Origin of the sequence: Acidovorax sp. SDU_ACID1 (genome assembly GCF_045291395.1) — a bacterium.
Lineage (GTDB): Bacteria > Pseudomonadota > Gammaproteobacteria > Burkholderiales > Burkholderiaceae_C > MR-S7.
In genome coordinates, this window is sequence record NZ_CP152342.1 from 5,056,030 (window position 1) to 5,069,852 (window position 13,823).

The 13,823-nt window shown below is 71.2% G+C and carries 9 protein-coding genes and 2 pseudogenes; 4 read left to right on the forward strand and 7 right to left on the reverse strand.

Annotated features, from left to right (window positions below; all coding sequences use genetic code 11):
• Positions 1-39: 39 nt before the first annotated feature.
• From priA to AAG689_RS24575, 5 genes and pseudogenes are all read right to left on the reverse strand, one after another.
• Positions 40-2,168 (reverse strand): annotated as a pseudogene (priA, locus tag AAG689_RS24555) (primosomal protein N').
• Positions 2,169-2,793: 625 nt separating this feature from the next.
• A complete protein-coding gene (gene hemE / locus AAG689_RS24560; protein WP_406624182.1) occupies positions 2,794-3,891 on the reverse strand; it encodes a uroporphyrinogen decarboxylase in 1,098 nt (365 codons plus the stop codon).
• Between the two features lie 64 nt (positions 3,892-3,955).
• Positions 3,956-4,858 (reverse strand): GGDEF domain-containing protein, encoded by a 903-nt coding sequence (locus AAG689_RS24565; RefSeq protein ID WP_406624183.1) that lies wholly within the window; start codon positions 4,856-4,858, stop codon positions 3,956-3,958.
• Positions 4,859-4,864: 6 nt separating this feature from the next.
• Entirely contained in the window at positions 4,865-6,199 is a 1,335-nt protein-coding gene (locus AAG689_RS24570; protein WP_406624184.1) for an O-acetylhomoserine aminocarboxypropyltransferase/cysteine synthase family protein, read from the reverse strand.
• A gap of 56 nt (positions 6,200-6,255) precedes the next feature.
• Entirely contained in the window at positions 6,256-6,771 is a 516-nt protein-coding gene (locus AAG689_RS24575) for a CoA-binding protein (RefSeq protein WP_406624185.1), read from the reverse strand.
• A 109-nt stretch (positions 6,772-6,880) separates the two neighbouring features.
• On the opposite strand from AAG689_RS24575, the gene AAG689_RS24580 reads away from it, so the two are divergent.
• From AAG689_RS24580 to AAG689_RS24595, 4 genes and pseudogenes are all read left to right on the forward strand, one after another.
• Positions 6,881-7,408 (forward strand): sigma-70 family RNA polymerase sigma factor, encoded by a 528-nt coding sequence (locus AAG689_RS24580; RefSeq protein WP_406624186.1) that lies wholly within the window; start codon positions 6,881-6,883, stop codon positions 7,406-7,408.
• Positions 7,405-7,803: pseudogene (locus AAG689_RS24585) on the forward strand (DUF4880 domain-containing protein); the annotation flags it as partial. The gene AAG689_RS24580 and the pseudogene AAG689_RS24585, both read left to right, overlap by 4 nt.
• Before the next feature lie 89 nt (positions 7,804-7,892).
• Positions 7,893-8,345, forward strand: a complete 453-nt coding sequence (locus AAG689_RS24590; protein WP_406624187.1) for a FecR domain-containing protein — start codon at positions 7,893-7,895, stop codon at positions 8,343-8,345.
• 87 nt (positions 8,346-8,432) lie between these two features.
• On the forward strand, positions 8,433-10,850 hold the full coding sequence (locus AAG689_RS24595) for a TonB-dependent siderophore receptor (protein WP_406624188.1): 2,418 nt from the start codon (positions 8,433-8,435) through the stop codon (positions 10,848-10,850).
• On the opposite strand, the gene AAG689_RS24600 is transcribed toward AAG689_RS24595, so the two are convergent.
• Together AAG689_RS24600 and AAG689_RS24605 are read right to left on the reverse strand one after the other, a co-directional pair.
• A complete protein-coding gene (locus AAG689_RS24600) occupies positions 10,847-11,470 on the reverse strand; it encodes a thioredoxin family protein (RefSeq protein WP_406624189.1) in 624 nt (207 codons plus the stop codon). The two genes, AAG689_RS24595 and AAG689_RS24600, sit on opposite strands and share 4 nt — an antisense overlap.
• A gap of 13 nt (positions 11,471-11,483) precedes the next feature.
• Complete coding sequence (locus AAG689_RS24605; protein ID WP_406624190.1) at positions 11,484-13,673, reverse strand: protein-disulfide reductase DsbD family protein; 2,190 nt, start codon at positions 13,671-13,673, stop codon at positions 11,484-11,486.
• Between the last annotated feature and the right edge of the window lie 150 nt (positions 13,674-13,823).

Below are 13,823 nucleotides of genomic sequence, written 5' to 3' on the forward strand. Positions count from 1 at the left end.
CTTGCGCTTGCTGGACAAGCGCTGGAGGCTGTTTTGGCCTCAAATCGCCTGCGGGTCCACGTCCACCAGCCAGCGCGCCAGCCCCTTGTGCCGCGCACGCTCGGCGTGCAGCAGCGGCTGCCATGCGGCCAGGAAGCGCTGCAGCGCGGCGCGGCTGGGGGATTCCAGCAGCATCTGGGCGCGCTCGACGTTCGCCACGCGCTGCACGGCCAGGGGCACGGGCGGGAACAGGAAGATGGCGTCCATGCCCGGCAGCGCGGCGGCGCGGGCCGCGCCGGCGGCGGCCTGCAGGAAAGCCTGCGCGGCCTCCTGCGTGCGTGCGTCGGCGCGCACCAGGGCCTGGTGGGCGAAGGGGGCATGCCGGCCTCCTGCCGCTCGGCGAGCTGCCGGGCGGCGAAGGCCGGGTAGTCGTGGCGGCGCAGCGCGGCGTACACGGCGTGGTCGGGGTGCCAGGTCTGCAGCCACATCTCGGGCGGCTGGCCACCCTGGGCGGCCACGTAGCGCGCGTCGCGCCCGGCGCGGCCGGCCGCCTGCAGCAGCAGCGCGAACAGGCGCTCGGGCGCGCGGAAGTCGCTGCTGAAGAGCGCTCCGTCGGGCTGCACGGCGGCCACCAGGGTGATGCGGCGGAAGTCGTGGCCCTTGGCAATCATCTGCGTGCCCACGAGCACGTCCACCTCGCCGGCGTGCACCTGGGCGAGCTGCTCCTCCAGCGCACCCTTGGCGCGGGTGGTGTCCGCGTCGATGCGGGCCACGCGCGCGGCGCGGCGCTCGGGCGTGATGACGTTGCGCAGCAGCGCGGCCAGTTGTTCCTCGAGCTGCTCGGTGCCGCGGCCGACGGGGGCGATGTCCGGGTTGCCGCACGCGGGGCAGGCGCGCGGCACGCGCTGGGCGAAGCCGCAGTGGTGGCAGCGCAGCGTGCGGTCGCTCTTGTGGAACACCTGGTGGGCGCTGCAGTGGGGGCAGTCGCTCTTCCAGCCGCAGTCGTGGCAGTGCAGCACGGGCGCGAAGCCGCGGCGGTTGAGCAGCACCAGGCACTGCTCGCCGCGCTCCACGCGCTCGGTGATGGCGGCCACGAGCGGCGGCGCGAACACGGCGCCGCGCGGCTGCTGGGCCATGTCCACCAGGCGCAGGCGCGGCAGCTCGCCTTCTCCGATGCGGCTGGGCATGGCCAGCCGTTGGTAGCGGCCCACCTCGGGGCTGCTGGCGTGCCAGCTCTCCAGCGACGGCGTGGCGCTGCCCAGGATGACCTTCGCGCCCTGCTCGCGCCCGCGCCACACGGCCAGGTCGCGCGCGGAGTAGCGCGCGCCCTCCTGCTGCTTATAGCTGGCGTCGTGTTCCTCGTCGACCACGATGAGCGCCAGCCCCGGCAGGCTGGCGAACACGGCCATGCGCGTGCCCAGCACGATGCGCGCCGCGCCGGTGTGCGCGGCCAGCCAGCTCTTGAGGCGCTGGGGGTTGGTCATGCCGCTGTGCAGGCTGACCACGGCGGCCTCGCCGTAGAGCGGCGCGAAGCGCTCGCGGAAGCGCGCCTCCAGCTGGGGGGTGAGGTTGATCTCCGGCACCATCACCAGCGCCTGGGCCTCGGGGGCGGCGGCCAGGGCCTGCTGCACGCAGTGCAGGTAGACCTCGGTCTTGCCGCTGCCCGTGCTGCCGTACAGCAGGAAGGGGCCGGGTTGTGAGTCAATTTGGCCGCAGGCGCTTGCCTGCTCTGCGGTAAGCGCTATGGTTTTTGCAAGTTCTTGCGCGTCTGCGGGCGGGGCGGCGGGGCGGCGCAGGCGGCGCGCCATCTGCGCGGGCGTCAGGTCGCGCAGCTGCGGCGGCAGGGCGGCCAGCGCCACCTCGCCCAGGGCGCGCTGGTAGTAGCGCGCGGTGAAGGCCACCAGCCGGCGCCAGGCGGCCTGCAGGGGCTGCACGCCGTCCAGCACGCCCGCCACCGCGCGGGGCGCCGTGCCGGGCGGCAGGGCGGTGGCGTCCGCGGGCGCATCCCACGCCACGCCCAGCACCTCGCGCGTGCCCAGGGGCACGCGCACCAGCGTGCCGGGCGGCAGGGGCTGGGTGCTGGCATAGGTCAGCAGCTCGCCCACGGCGCTGTGCGCAGGTGTGTTGACGGCCACGTGCACCAGGCAGTCGGCAGCGGCGGGAGGGGCGGGTGGAGCGGAATCGGGCATCGGTCGGTCAGCGGCGGGTTCGCATGATTCCACAGTCTTGTCCCCAGAAAATGGCCGTTCTGTGGATAACTTTGTTGATAGCTGCCCTCCATGCCCCGCTACGTGCCGTGGATGCGTGCGCGGGTGCTAGCACATTCGCAGGGGTTGGCGCCAAAAAAAGCATATGAATCAATGATCTTTGCTGCACCGCAAGATAGCCGGCGCGCACCCCCGGGCGTCGCGGCGGGGTGGTCTCCGCTCGGCCAAGCATGTGTACAACTGGCCTGTCAAGCGCTGCGCATGGCTGGAAATATGCTAGGAGAAATGCCGAAAAAGAGACTTCGCATGTACAGCATCCGGCAAGTGTTTGATTTTGCAAGGAATTTGAGAGAAGTTCAGCTTTTCTGTGGATAACTTTGTTGATATCCCGGCTGGACCCGTCGCAAAGCCTTGTCACTGCGCGCTCTTCTTATCCTGCACACAAAAGCGGCATGAACAGGCCGCTTATATGAATCAACGGCTTGCGCGCCATCCGTGGGATTTCGCGGCCTGCGCGGCGGGTGTGCCGCCGCGCGCTGCGGCGCCGCGCGGCTAGCGCGGCAGTGTGCATAAGTCAAGCCGGCAGCGCGGGGCGCCGGCGTCTTTTTCAGCGTGCGCGCAGGCGGCGCGAATGGCTGTGCACCGTCTCCACCAGCGCGGCGACGTGCTCGGGCGGCGTGAACTGGCTGATGCCGTGGCCCAGGTTGAAGATGTGCGTGGGGCCCGTGGTGGCCGGGTCGGTGTGCGGCGCGCCGAAGCTGTCGAGCACGGCACGCGCCTGGGCCGCGATCTGCTCGGGCGGGGCGAACAGCACGTTGGGGTCGATGTTGCCCTGCAACGCATGGGTGGCGCCCACGATGGCGCGGGCCTTGCCCAGGTTGGCCGTCCAGTCCAGGCCCAGCACCTCGCAGCCGAGGTCCTGCATCTCGGGCAGCCAGATGCCGCCGCCCTTGGTGAAGACGATGCGCGGCACGTCCTGGCCGTCCACGCCCGTGCGCTTCAATGCGCTCAGCACGCGGCGGGTGTAGGCCAGGCTGAACTGCTGGAACGCGCCGTCGGCCAGCACGCCGCCCCAGGAGTCGAACACCATGACGGCCTGCGCGCCCGCGTCGATCTGCGCGTTGAGGTAGGCGGCCACGGCGTCGGCGTTCACCGCCAGGATGCGGTGCATCAGGTCCGGGCGGGCGTACATCAGGCTCTTGACCAGGCGGTAGTCGTCCGAGCCCTTGCCCTCGACCATGTAGCAGGCCAGCGTCCAGGGGCTGCCCGAGAAGCCGATCAGCGGCACGCGGCCGTCCAGCGCGCGGCGGATGCTGGTGACGGCGTCGAACACGTAGCGCAGCTTGTCCATGTCGGGTACGGCCAGTCGGTCGACCTCGGCTTCGCCCCGCACCACCTGGGCGAAGCGCGGGCCCTCGCCCTCGGCGAACGACAGGCCCAGGCCCATCGCGTCGGGCACGGTGAGGATGTCGGAAAACAGGATGGCCGCATCGAGCGGAAAGCGCTCCAAAGGCTGCAGCGTGACCTCGGTGGCGTACTGGACGTTGGTCGCCAGGCCCATGAAGCTACCGGCCTTGGCGCGCGTAGCCTTGTACTCGGGCAGGTAGCGCCCGGCCTGGCGCATGAGCCACAGGGGCGTGTAGTCGGTGGCTTGGCGGCGGCAGGCGCGCAGGAAGGTGTCGTTCTGGAGGGGGGCGAAGCTCATGGGCGGGGATTGTCGCAGGCTGCCCCGGCCGCGGCGCCGGCAAGCCCGCCGGGCTTGTCGTAGATCAAGAGGCGGTGGCCCAGGCCCACTGGTCGCGCCCCGCGTCCTTGGCGCGGTACAGCGCCCGGTCGGCCCGGTTGTAGAGCTGCGTGGCGCTTTCGCCGGGCTGGTGCAGCGCCAGGCCGGCGCTGGCGGTGTAGCCTTGCGCGGGCGCGCCGGCCAGCGGGCGGGACGCGCGCACGCGCGCGAACAGGCGGGAGGCGATGGCCTCGGTCTGCTCCCGGCCGCAGTCGGGCAGCACCAGGGTGAACTCTTCCCCGCCCACGCGTCCCGCGCCGTCCTCGCGCCGGATGCTGGCCTGCAGGTGCCGCGCGAAGTCGCGGATCACCTCGTCGCCCGCCGGGTGGCCGTAGCGGTCGTTGATGTGCTTGAAATGGTCCAGGTCGAGCAGCACCAGCGCGAAGGGGCAGCCCTGGGCGATGAGCTGGCCCGCCTGCTGCACGATGTGCGTGCGGTTGGACAGGCCCGTCAGCGCATCGGTCTGAGCGGTGCGCAGGGCCTGGTCGTAGGCCTGGCGCAGGGCGCGCCCGTCCTGGTGGACGGCGGTGATGTCGCTGGCGACGCACAGCATCCAGCCATTGCCCAGCAGGGTCTCGGTCATCCAGATCCAGCGCCCGTCGTAGAGGTCGGCCTCGAAGGCGCGGAAGGGCAGCTTGCCGCGCCGCGACTTGGCGGCGGCGAGCCAGGCCTCGACATCCTCCGCGCTCACCACCGAGCCGCGCCGGTGCGCATGGTTCGCGCGCATGAGGTCCAGCCAGGTGCTGCGGCCGTCGGGGCGCAGGTGAAAGGCGTTTTCAAAGGCCGTGTTGGCGAAGCGCAGCACGTCCCGCTCGTCGAAGACGCCCACGATCAGCTCGCTGGCGGCGAGCAGGTCGAGCACCATGGAGGGCAGGGCGGCGTCGGGCATGGCGGGTCAGCCTGCGGCGCGCTCCAGCGCCTGGTCGATGTCCCAGAGGATGTCCTCCACGTCCTCGATGCCCACCGACAGCCGCACCATGTCCGCGCCCACGCCCGCGCGGGCCAGCTCCTCCTCGCTGAGCTGCCGGTGTGTGGTCGATGCGGGGTGGATCACCAGCGTCTTCGCATCGCCGATGTTGGCCAGGTGGCTCAGGAACTCGCAGGCGTCGATGAACTTCTCGCCCGCCGCGGCGCCGCCACCCTTTCCACTTTTGACGCCGAAGGTCAAGATGCCCGACGCGCCGGGGCTGCCATCCACCGCGCGGAACTGTTTGCGCGCCAGTTCGAAATACGGCGAATCGGGCAGGCCGGGGTAGTTGACCCAGGCCACCTGCGGGTGCTGCTGCAGGAATTTCGCCACCGCCAGCGTGTTGCGGCAGTGCTCGCGCATGCGCAGGTGCAGTGTCTCGGCGCCTTGCAGCAGTTGCCACGCATTCATGGGGGAGAGCACGCCGCCGAAGGTGCGGTTGACTTCCATGCGCGCCTTCATGGTGTAGCCGAAGTCGCCGAAGGTCTCGTAGAACTTCACGCCGTGGTAGGCGCGGCTGGGCTCGACCATCTCGGGGAATTTGCCGTTGTCCCACGGGAACTTGCCGCCTTCCACCACCACGCCGCCCATCGTGGTGCCGTGGCCGCCGATGTACTTGGTGGCGCTGTGCACCACGATGTCGGCGCCCAGGGCGAGCGGGTTGCAGAGGTAGGGGCTGGCGACGGTGTTGTCGATGACCAGCGGCACGCCGTGGGCACGGGCCACCTCGGAGATGGCGCCGATGTCGAGCACGTTGACCAGCGGGTTGCCGATGGTCTCGCCGTACACGGCGCGCGTGTTCGGGCGCATGGCGCGCGCGAAGTTCTCGGGGTCGGCGGGATCGACGAAGGTGGTCTCGATCCCCAGGCGCGAAAAGCCCACGCCGAGCTGCCCCACCGTGCCGCCGTAGAGCGTGCTGGCCGCCACGATGTGGTCGCCGGCCTTCAGGATGGCGAGCAGCGCCGCCATCTGCGCCGCCATGCCGCTCGCGCAGGCCAGGGCTGCGCGGCCGCCTTCGAGGCTGGCGATGCGCTCCTCCAGTACGGCCACCGTGGGGTTGCTGATGCGGCTGTAGACGTTGCCGAAGGTCTGCAGGTTGAACAGGCTGCTCGCGTGCTCGGCGTCGTCGAAGACGAAGCTCGTCGTCTGGTGGATGGGCGTGGCGCGCGCGCCGGTCACGGGGTCGGGCTGGGCGCCGGCATGGATGGCGCGGGTGCCGAAGCCGAAGGCGCGGTCGGTGCCGGAGGGGGTGTCGTCTCGCATGGTGTTCTTTGAGTGGAATATGCCTCTAGCGCTTGCAATTCAAGCGCAAGCAGCTATCAATAAGGGAGCTGGCGCAGGCGCTTGGCCGAGATCACCTGGGTGTTCACGCCCATCCAGCCCAGGCCGCCGAAGAGGCGCGCATGCTCGATCTTCACGCAGCGGTTCTGCACGGTGCGCAGGCCCGCGCTTTCCGCGCGCCGCACGGCTTCCTCGTTGAACACGCCGAGCTGCAGCCACAGGCATTGCGCGCCGATGGCGATGGCCTCTTCGGCCAAGGGCGGGATGTCCTCGCTCTTGCGGAAGCAGTCCACCATGTCGATCTTCGCGCCCTGCGCGGCCAGGGCGGCGGCGGCCTCCGCCACGCTGGCGTAGGCGGTCTCGCCGAGGATCTGCCCGCGCTCGCGCGCGACGAGCGGGTTCACCGGAACGATGCGGTAGCCGTGCGCCTGCATGTACTTGGCCGCGAAGTAGCTGGGCCGGTGCCATTGCGGCGACAGGCCGACCACGGCCAGGGTGCGGCAGCGCGTGAGGAGGTCGCGCAGGGTGCTGATGGTGTCGGGAGTGCGGCTCATGTCCCGGAGTGTAGGTGCGCCTTGCCGGGGTGGCTGCCTCATAATAGGAATCATTCCCAATACCGTCATTCCTGCGTTCGCCGCCCCTGCCGGCGAATCACCTCCGCCCATGCCTGCCGTCCAGAGCGTTCACGACCGCGCGATTGCCCACCTGTACACCGCCCACCACGGCTGGCTGCTGGGCTGGCTGCGCCGCAGGATCGGCAATGGCTGGGATGCGGCCGACCTCGCGCAGGACACCTTCGTGCGCCTGCTGGCCGCCCCCGACACCACGCCCGAGAAGCAGCGCGGCTGGCAGTTCGACGAGCCCCGCGCCTATCTCGCGCTGGTCGCCAAGCGCCTGCTGGTCAACCTGCACCGCCGCCGCGCGCTGGAGCAGGCCTATCTGGAAACGCTGGCCCGGCTGCCCGAGTCGCTCGCCCCCTCGCCCGAGCAGCGCGCGTTGCTGCTGGAGGCACTGCAGCAGATCGACGCCGCGCTCGACGGCCTGCCCGCGCCCGTGCGCACCGCCTTCCTGCTGGCCCAGCTCGAAGGGCTGGGCCACGCCGCGATCGCCGCGCGCCTGGGCCGCAGCGAGCGCACCGTCAAGCGCTACATGGTCCAGGCCATGGCCTGCTGCATCGTGCACCTGCCATGAGCGGCGTGGTGGACGAAGCCGTCGCGCTGCAGGCGGCCGAATGGTTCTTCCTGCTGCAGTCGGGCGGGGCCACCGAGGCCGACCGCCAGCGCTGGACGCGCTGGCGCGAGGCGCACCCCAGCCACGCGCTCGCCTGGGAGCGCGCCCAGCGCGTGGGCCAGGCCTTCGCGCAACTGCCGCCGGCCGTGGCTCTGCCCGTGCTGGGGCGCGAGCGGCGCCGCGCCGCCGTGCGGGCGCTGGCGCTGCTGCTGGTGGCCGCGCCCGCCGGCTGGCTGGCCTGGCGCCACGCGCCTGCGGCCGGCCACCGCACCGCCACGGGCGAGGGCCGGACGCTGGCGCTGGCCGACGGCAGCCGCCTGCAACTGGACACGGCCAGCGCCGTGGACATCGAATTCGATAGCGCCCAGCGCTTGATTCGCCTGCGCTCGGGGGCGATTCACATACAAACCGCCCCCGACACGCAGGCGCCGCCGCGCCCCTGCGCGTGGCCACCGCCCAGGGCGTGCTGCAGGCCCTGGGCACGCGCTTCACCGTGCGCCAGCAGGACGGCCACACGCGCGTGGCAGTGTTCGAGGGCGCGGTGCAGGCGCAGCCCGCCGCCTCCGGGGCCGCCGCGCTGGTGCTGCGCGCAGGCCAGCAGGCGCGCATGGCGCGCGAGCGGGCGGGGCCGCCGCAGCCCGTGGAGCCCCAGGCCGACAGCTGGACGCGCGGCGTGCTCCACGTGCGCGACATGCGCCTGGCGGAATTCACCGCCGAGCTCGACCGCTACCGCCCGGGCGTGCTGCGCTGCGACCCGGCCGTGGCCGGCCTGCGCATCTCCGGCGTGTTCCAGCTGCGCGACACCACGGCGGTGATCGAAAGCCTGCCGCAGCTGCTGCCCGTGGCCGTGGCCTACCGCACGCGCTACTGGGTGGTGGTGACCGCGCCCGGCCCCTGAAATTTCCTCGCGCCGCCGTGTCCCTTTTCCGCGGCTGGCGTGTGAAACCTGAAGAAATGTCGCTCAACCCTCTTCAGGAGAATTCCCATGGCCCGCTGCCATTCCCTCATCCGCCCAGCGGCCCGCGCTGCCTTGCTGGCCCTGGCCTGCGCCGCCACGGGCGCGCCGGCCCAGCCCGCCGAGGGCGCGCCCCAGCCGGCCCAGGCCGCGCAGGAATACCGCATCGCCCCCGGCGCGCTGGATGATGCGCTGGCGCGCTACGCCACCCAGGCGGGCATCAGCCTGGACATGCCCCAGCCCCTGGTACGGGGCCGCAGCAGCCCGGGGCTGCAGGGGCGCTTCGGCGTGCGCGAAGGACTGGCGCGGCTGCTGGCCGGCACCGGCCTGGAGGCCGTGGTGCGCGGCCCCGGCGTGTACCAGCTGCGGGCCGTTCCCGAAGTGCATTCCGCCGCGCCTGCCACGCTGGATGCCGTGCGGGTGACCGCCCAGGCCGAACGCGGCGACACGACCGAAGGCACGGGCAGCTACACCACGCGCAGCATGGGCACCGCCACGGGCCTGAACCTGTCCATGCGCGAAACGCCGCAGTCGGTGACGGTGGTGACGCGCCAGCAGATGGACGACCAGGGGCTCGGCAACGTGGCCCAGGTGCTGGAGCGCACCACGGGCATCACCACCAGCGCCAGCGAGACCGACCGCGTGGTCTTCCGCGCCCGCGGCTTCGACATCAGCAAGATCCAGTACGACGGCATTCCCCTCGTGGAGGACAACCGGTACGACACGGACTTCGTCTCCGACACCGCCATCTACGACCGCGTGGAAATCGTCCGCGGAGCGACGGGCCTGCTGTCCGGCACGGGGCAGCCTTCGGCCGCCATCAACCTGGTGCGCAAGAAACCCACGGCCGAACTCCAGGGGCATGTCCAGCTGAGCGCCGGCAGCTGGGATGCGTACCGCACGGAGCTGGACCTCTCGGGCCCGCTGGCGGCCGACGGCCGCATCCGGGGGCGCATGGTGGCCTCGTACCTCGACCGCAAGTCCTACCTGGAAAGCTACAGCAAGGACATCTCCGGGCTGTACGGCGTGCTGGAGGCGGACCTGGCCCCCGGCATGCTGCTGACCGCCGGCATCGACTACCAGAACCGGCATGCCGGCGGCACCACGTTCGGCTCCACCGTGCCGCTGTTCTATTCGGACGGCAGCCCCGCGCGGTTTCCCCGCTCCACCAGTTCCAGCCCGCCGTGGACCTACGCCGATGTGCGGCGCGTGGTGGGTTTCGCCACGCTGGAGCAGCGGTTCGGGAACGGATGGCAGGCCAAGCTGCACCTCGCGCACCGGGATACGCGCGGCAGCGTGCGCGTGATGGGGCTCGACGGCTATCCGGACCGCGCCACGGGCGAAGGCGTGTCGCCCTGGTTCAACAGCTACGACACGCGAGGCCGCCAGCGGGCCGTGAACGTGCACGCCAGCGGCCCGTTCTCCCTGCTGGGCCGCACCCATGAGCTGATCCTGGGCTATGCGCGCAGCAGCCAGCCCTATGTGGCGAGCTACCACACGCTGCTGCGCTCCAGCGCATTGGCGAGCTACAACGACCGCCAGAGCTACCCCGCGCCGGAGTACGGCACGGCCTACAGCCACTTCAACCGCGAGCAGCGCAAGGAAGAGGCCCTCTATGCCGCCACCCGCTGGCACCTGGCCGAGCCGCTCAAGCTGATCGCCGGGGCCCGCCTCACGCATGCCGACTATGCGCAGGACTGGCGCGGCACGGTCACCACCGCCTCGTACCGCAACGAGCTGACGCCCTACGCGGGCATCGTCTACGACGTCTCGCGCAACGTCTCCGCCTATGCCAGCTACACCGACATCTTCCAGACGCAAACGCTGCGGGACCGGCACAACGCGCTGCTGAAGCCCCTCGTCGGCACGAACGTCGAGGCGGGCCTGAAGGGCGAGCTGTATGGCGGGCGGCTGAACGTCTCCGCCGCCATCTTCAAGGTGAGACAGGACAACCTGGCCGAACTGGACGAGATCATCGAGGGCGAGTACCGCTACAAGACGGTGGACGGCGCCACGACGCGCGGCTACGAGCTGGAGGTTTCGGGCGAGCCCCTGCGCGGATGGGAACTGTCGGCCGGGTTCACGCGGCGCATCTTCAAGGACCGCATGGGCGTGCGCGTGCAGACCACCGAGCCGTCGAGCCTGCTGCGCCTGACCAGCGCCCATCGGCTGCCGGGCGCCCTGCACCGGGTCACGCTGGGCGGGCACCTGAGCTGGCAGAGCCGGATCTACGCCACGGGCCGCAACGGCAGCCCGACCGGGGCGGACGTGGAGCAGAGCGGTCATGCCCTGGTCCATCTCTTCGGGATCTACCAGGCCACGCCCAGGCTGGACTTCCAGCTCAACGTCAACAACCTGTTCGACAAGACGTATTACGCCGCCGTGGGCGGGTCCGGCCGCTACGGCGACTCGCGCAGCGTCACCGTGAGCATGAAGTACCGTTTTTAGGACGGCTTGTACTTGATCGTGCAGCCATACGCTTGGGTGGTGGCCGCCGCGATGGGCTTGCCCCCCGCCACGTCGGCCAGCGCCGCCTTCACGTAGTTGGTGGCCTTCTCGATGTCGGCCACGCGGGCCGAGGGGATGCTGTCGATGCCGCCCGCATACACCAGCACACCTTGCGGGTTGACGATGTACATGTGCGGCGTGGTACGCGCGCCGTAGGCATGGCCCGTGGCGCCGTCCTCGTCCATCAGCACGGCCGTGGGCTGGGCCTTGCGCTCGGCCAGCCAGGCGGCGAGCTGGGGCGGCGCCAGGTAGTCGCCGCTGGCCTTCTCGGTGGAGTTGATGGCGAGCCACACCCAGCCCTGCTCGCGCGCGGCCTTCTGCGTGGCGGGCATGTTGCCGCTGTCGTAGTGCTTGCGCACGAAGGGGCAGCCGGGGTTGGTCCACTCCAGCACCACGTACTTGCCCTTGAAATCCGACAGGCGCACCGTCTTGCCCGCCATGTCCTGCAGCGTGAAGGCGGGCGCGGGCTGGCCCACGGCGGCGGTCTGGGCCGATGCGCCGGCGGCGAAGGCCAGCAGGGCGGCGGTGGCGATCAGGCTGCGGCGGCAAAGCGTTGGCATGGCGTTTCTCCAGTCAGAGGTTGGCGATGGCCGCGCGCAGCTCGCGCGCGCCGAGGATTTCGCTGAACACCACGGGCGCCCGGCCCGGGGCGTGCAGCACGTACACCGGCACGCCGCTGCGGCCGAGCTGCGCCAGCGCGGCGGTGATGGCCGGGTCGCGCCGAGTCCAGTCGGCGCGCAGCAGCGCCACGTTCTTCGCGGCGAAGTCGCGCAGCACGTCGGTGTCGGCCAGCGTGGTCTGCTTGTTGTACTGGCAGGTCACGCACCACGCGGCGGTGTAGTCAACGAAGACCGGCTGGCCCTGGGCCAGCAGCTGACCGGGCAGGTCCGGCTGCCAGGGCTGCCATGCTCCTGATGCGATAGCTGGCTGCGCTTGTTCCGCCTGGATTTCAGTGATCTTTGGGCCCCAGGTCCAGACCAGCCAAGCGCAAGCAGCTATCGAAAGCGGAGCAAGCACGGCCCGCCCGCGCCCGCGCAGCGTGAGCGCCCAGACCGCCATGGACAGCACCACCAGCAGCGCCAGCAGCACCGCCGCGCCGTCGATGCCGCTTTGCTGGCCCAGCACCCACACCAGCCAGACCACGGTGGCGAACATGGGAAAGGCCATGGCGCGGCGCAGTGTCTCCATCCATGCGCCGGGGCGGGGCAGGGCGCGCGCGAAGCCGGGCAGCCAGCTCGCCAGCAGGTACGGCAGCGCCAGCCCCAGACCCAGCGCCGCGAAGATGGAAAGCGCCTGCGCCCCCGGCAGCATGGCCGTGAGCCCGAGCGAGGCGCCCATGAACGGCGCCGTGCAGGGCGAGGCCACGGCCACGGCCAGCACGCCGGTCAGGAAGGCGTCGGCCACCGGGTGGCGCGCCTGCAGGCTGGCGAGCGACGATGGCAGCATGCGCCCGAACTCGAACACGCCGCCCAGGTTGAGCCCGATCAGCGTGAACAGCGCGGCCAGGCCCGCCACCACGGCGGGCGACTGCAGCTGGAAGCCCCAGCCCACGGCCTCGCCCGCCGCGCGCAGCGCGAGCATGCCCGCGCCCAGCAGCAGGAACGACAGCACCACGCCCACCGTATAGGCCAGCCCGCCGATGCGGTGCGCGCGGCGGTCCTGCGCGTGGCGCGCGAAACCCACCACCTTGATCGCCAGCACCGGGAACACGCAGGGCATCAGGTTGAGCAGCAGCCCGCCCAGCAGCGCGCCACCCAGCGCCGCCAGCCACAGGCCCGCAGGCACCGGGGCGGGGGCTGGCGCGCCAGCGGCAGCATTCGCGCGCAGCGCCGCCTCCAGCGCGGGCGAGACGGTGGCCGGAGCCGCCACCTGCGGCCAGCCGCTGGCCACCGGCAGTGCCACCCGCCAGCCCTGGCCGCCGTGGGCCAGCACCACCGGCATCGGGTCGGGGCTGGCGCTGCGCTGGGGCGACAGCGGCAGGCGCGCCACCCAGGTATCGCCCTGCCACTGCTGCGCCACGTCGGCGGCGGTCTCCACGACGCCCGTGGTCTCGGCGAACACCTCCAGCGTCTGCCCGTGCAGCGCGGGCGGCAGGCCTGCCACCTTCACCGCGAGGGCGTTGCCCTCCACGTGCGCGCTGCTGCCCTCATCCGTGGCCGGCGCGGCCAGCGGCCGGGGATGGGCCTGCGCGGCCGCCGCGAACGCCGCCGCGTGCAGCGCCGTCGTGCCCTGGATGGGCAACTGCAGCGTGAACGTGCCTTCCTCCGGAATGCATTCCTTGCGGCACACCAGCCACGAGGCCTGCAGCTGCACCGTCACCTCCTTGGCCAGCGGCCCGGCCTGGAAGGCGGGCGACACGGTGACCGGCACGGGCAGCAGCACCGTGCCCTCGTAGCCGTAGTTGGCCAGGTTGCCGATGGGAATCTTGCGCGGCACGGGCCAGGCCACCTCGCCCGCATCCATGCCGGGCGGCAGCGTCCATTCGAGCTGCGTGGGCAGGCCGGAGTCGCCAGGGTTCTTCCAGTAGGTGTGCCAGTCGGGCTGGTGCGTGATCGACAGGCCCAGCCACAGCGGCTTGCCCGGCCCCACGCCATCGGGCGCCTGCGCGACCAGCTCGGCCTGCACGTGCGGCGTGACCACCGTGCTGCTGCCTGCGGCGGCCGAGGTTTTGAGGTGAAATTGGGCTGCAGCGCCTGTGGATAAAGCGCTGGCTGCTATGAAAAATAAAGCGTGCAGCAGGCGCTGCGGCAGGCGGTGGGGCATGGCTGGGGTGGGAGCAGCAGGGCGATGGTTTGGTTCCTGCAAGGCTTATCGACTTCGGGAACTGGCCAATGGTAGGGGAGGCTAGGGAGTGTGATGGATTGTGAATAATTGTGAGTTCGGTTTAAATCACCCTCTTGCTTTTTTGACGCC

What these genes read in the sequence shown, in the direction of transcription:
- hemE (WP_406624182.1), bottom strand. Translation starts at nt 3,891, where the DNA reads ATGAGCTTCGCCCCCCTCCAGAACGACACCTTCCTGCGCGCCTGCCGC.
- AAG689_RS24565 (WP_406624183.1), bottom strand. Translation starts at nt 4,858, where the DNA reads ATGCCCGACGCCGCCCTGCCCTCCATGGTGCTCGACCTGCTCGCCGCC.
- AAG689_RS24570 (WP_406624184.1), bottom strand. Translation starts at nt 6,199, where the DNA reads ATGCGAGACGACACCCCCTCCGGCACCGACCGCGCCTTCGGCTTCGGC.
- AAG689_RS24575 (WP_406624185.1), bottom strand. Translation starts at nt 6,771, where the DNA reads ATGAGCCGCACTCCCGACACCATCAGCACCCTGCGCGACCTCCTCACG.
- AAG689_RS24580 (WP_406624186.1), top strand. Translation starts at nt 6,881, where the DNA reads ATGCCTGCCGTCCAGAGCGTTCACGACCGCGCGATTGCCCACCTGTAC.
- AAG689_RS24595 (WP_406624188.1), top strand. Translation starts at nt 8,433, where the DNA reads ATGGCCCGCTGCCATTCCCTCATCCGCCCAGCGGCCCGCGCTGCCTTG.
- AAG689_RS24600 (WP_406624189.1), bottom strand. Translation starts at nt 11,470, where the DNA reads ATGCCAACGCTTTGCCGCCGCAGCCTGATCGCCACCGCCGCCCTGCTG.
- AAG689_RS24605 (WP_406624190.1), bottom strand. Translation starts at nt 13,673, where the DNA reads ATGCCCCACCGCCTGCCGCAGCGCCTGCTGCACGCTTTATTTTTCATA.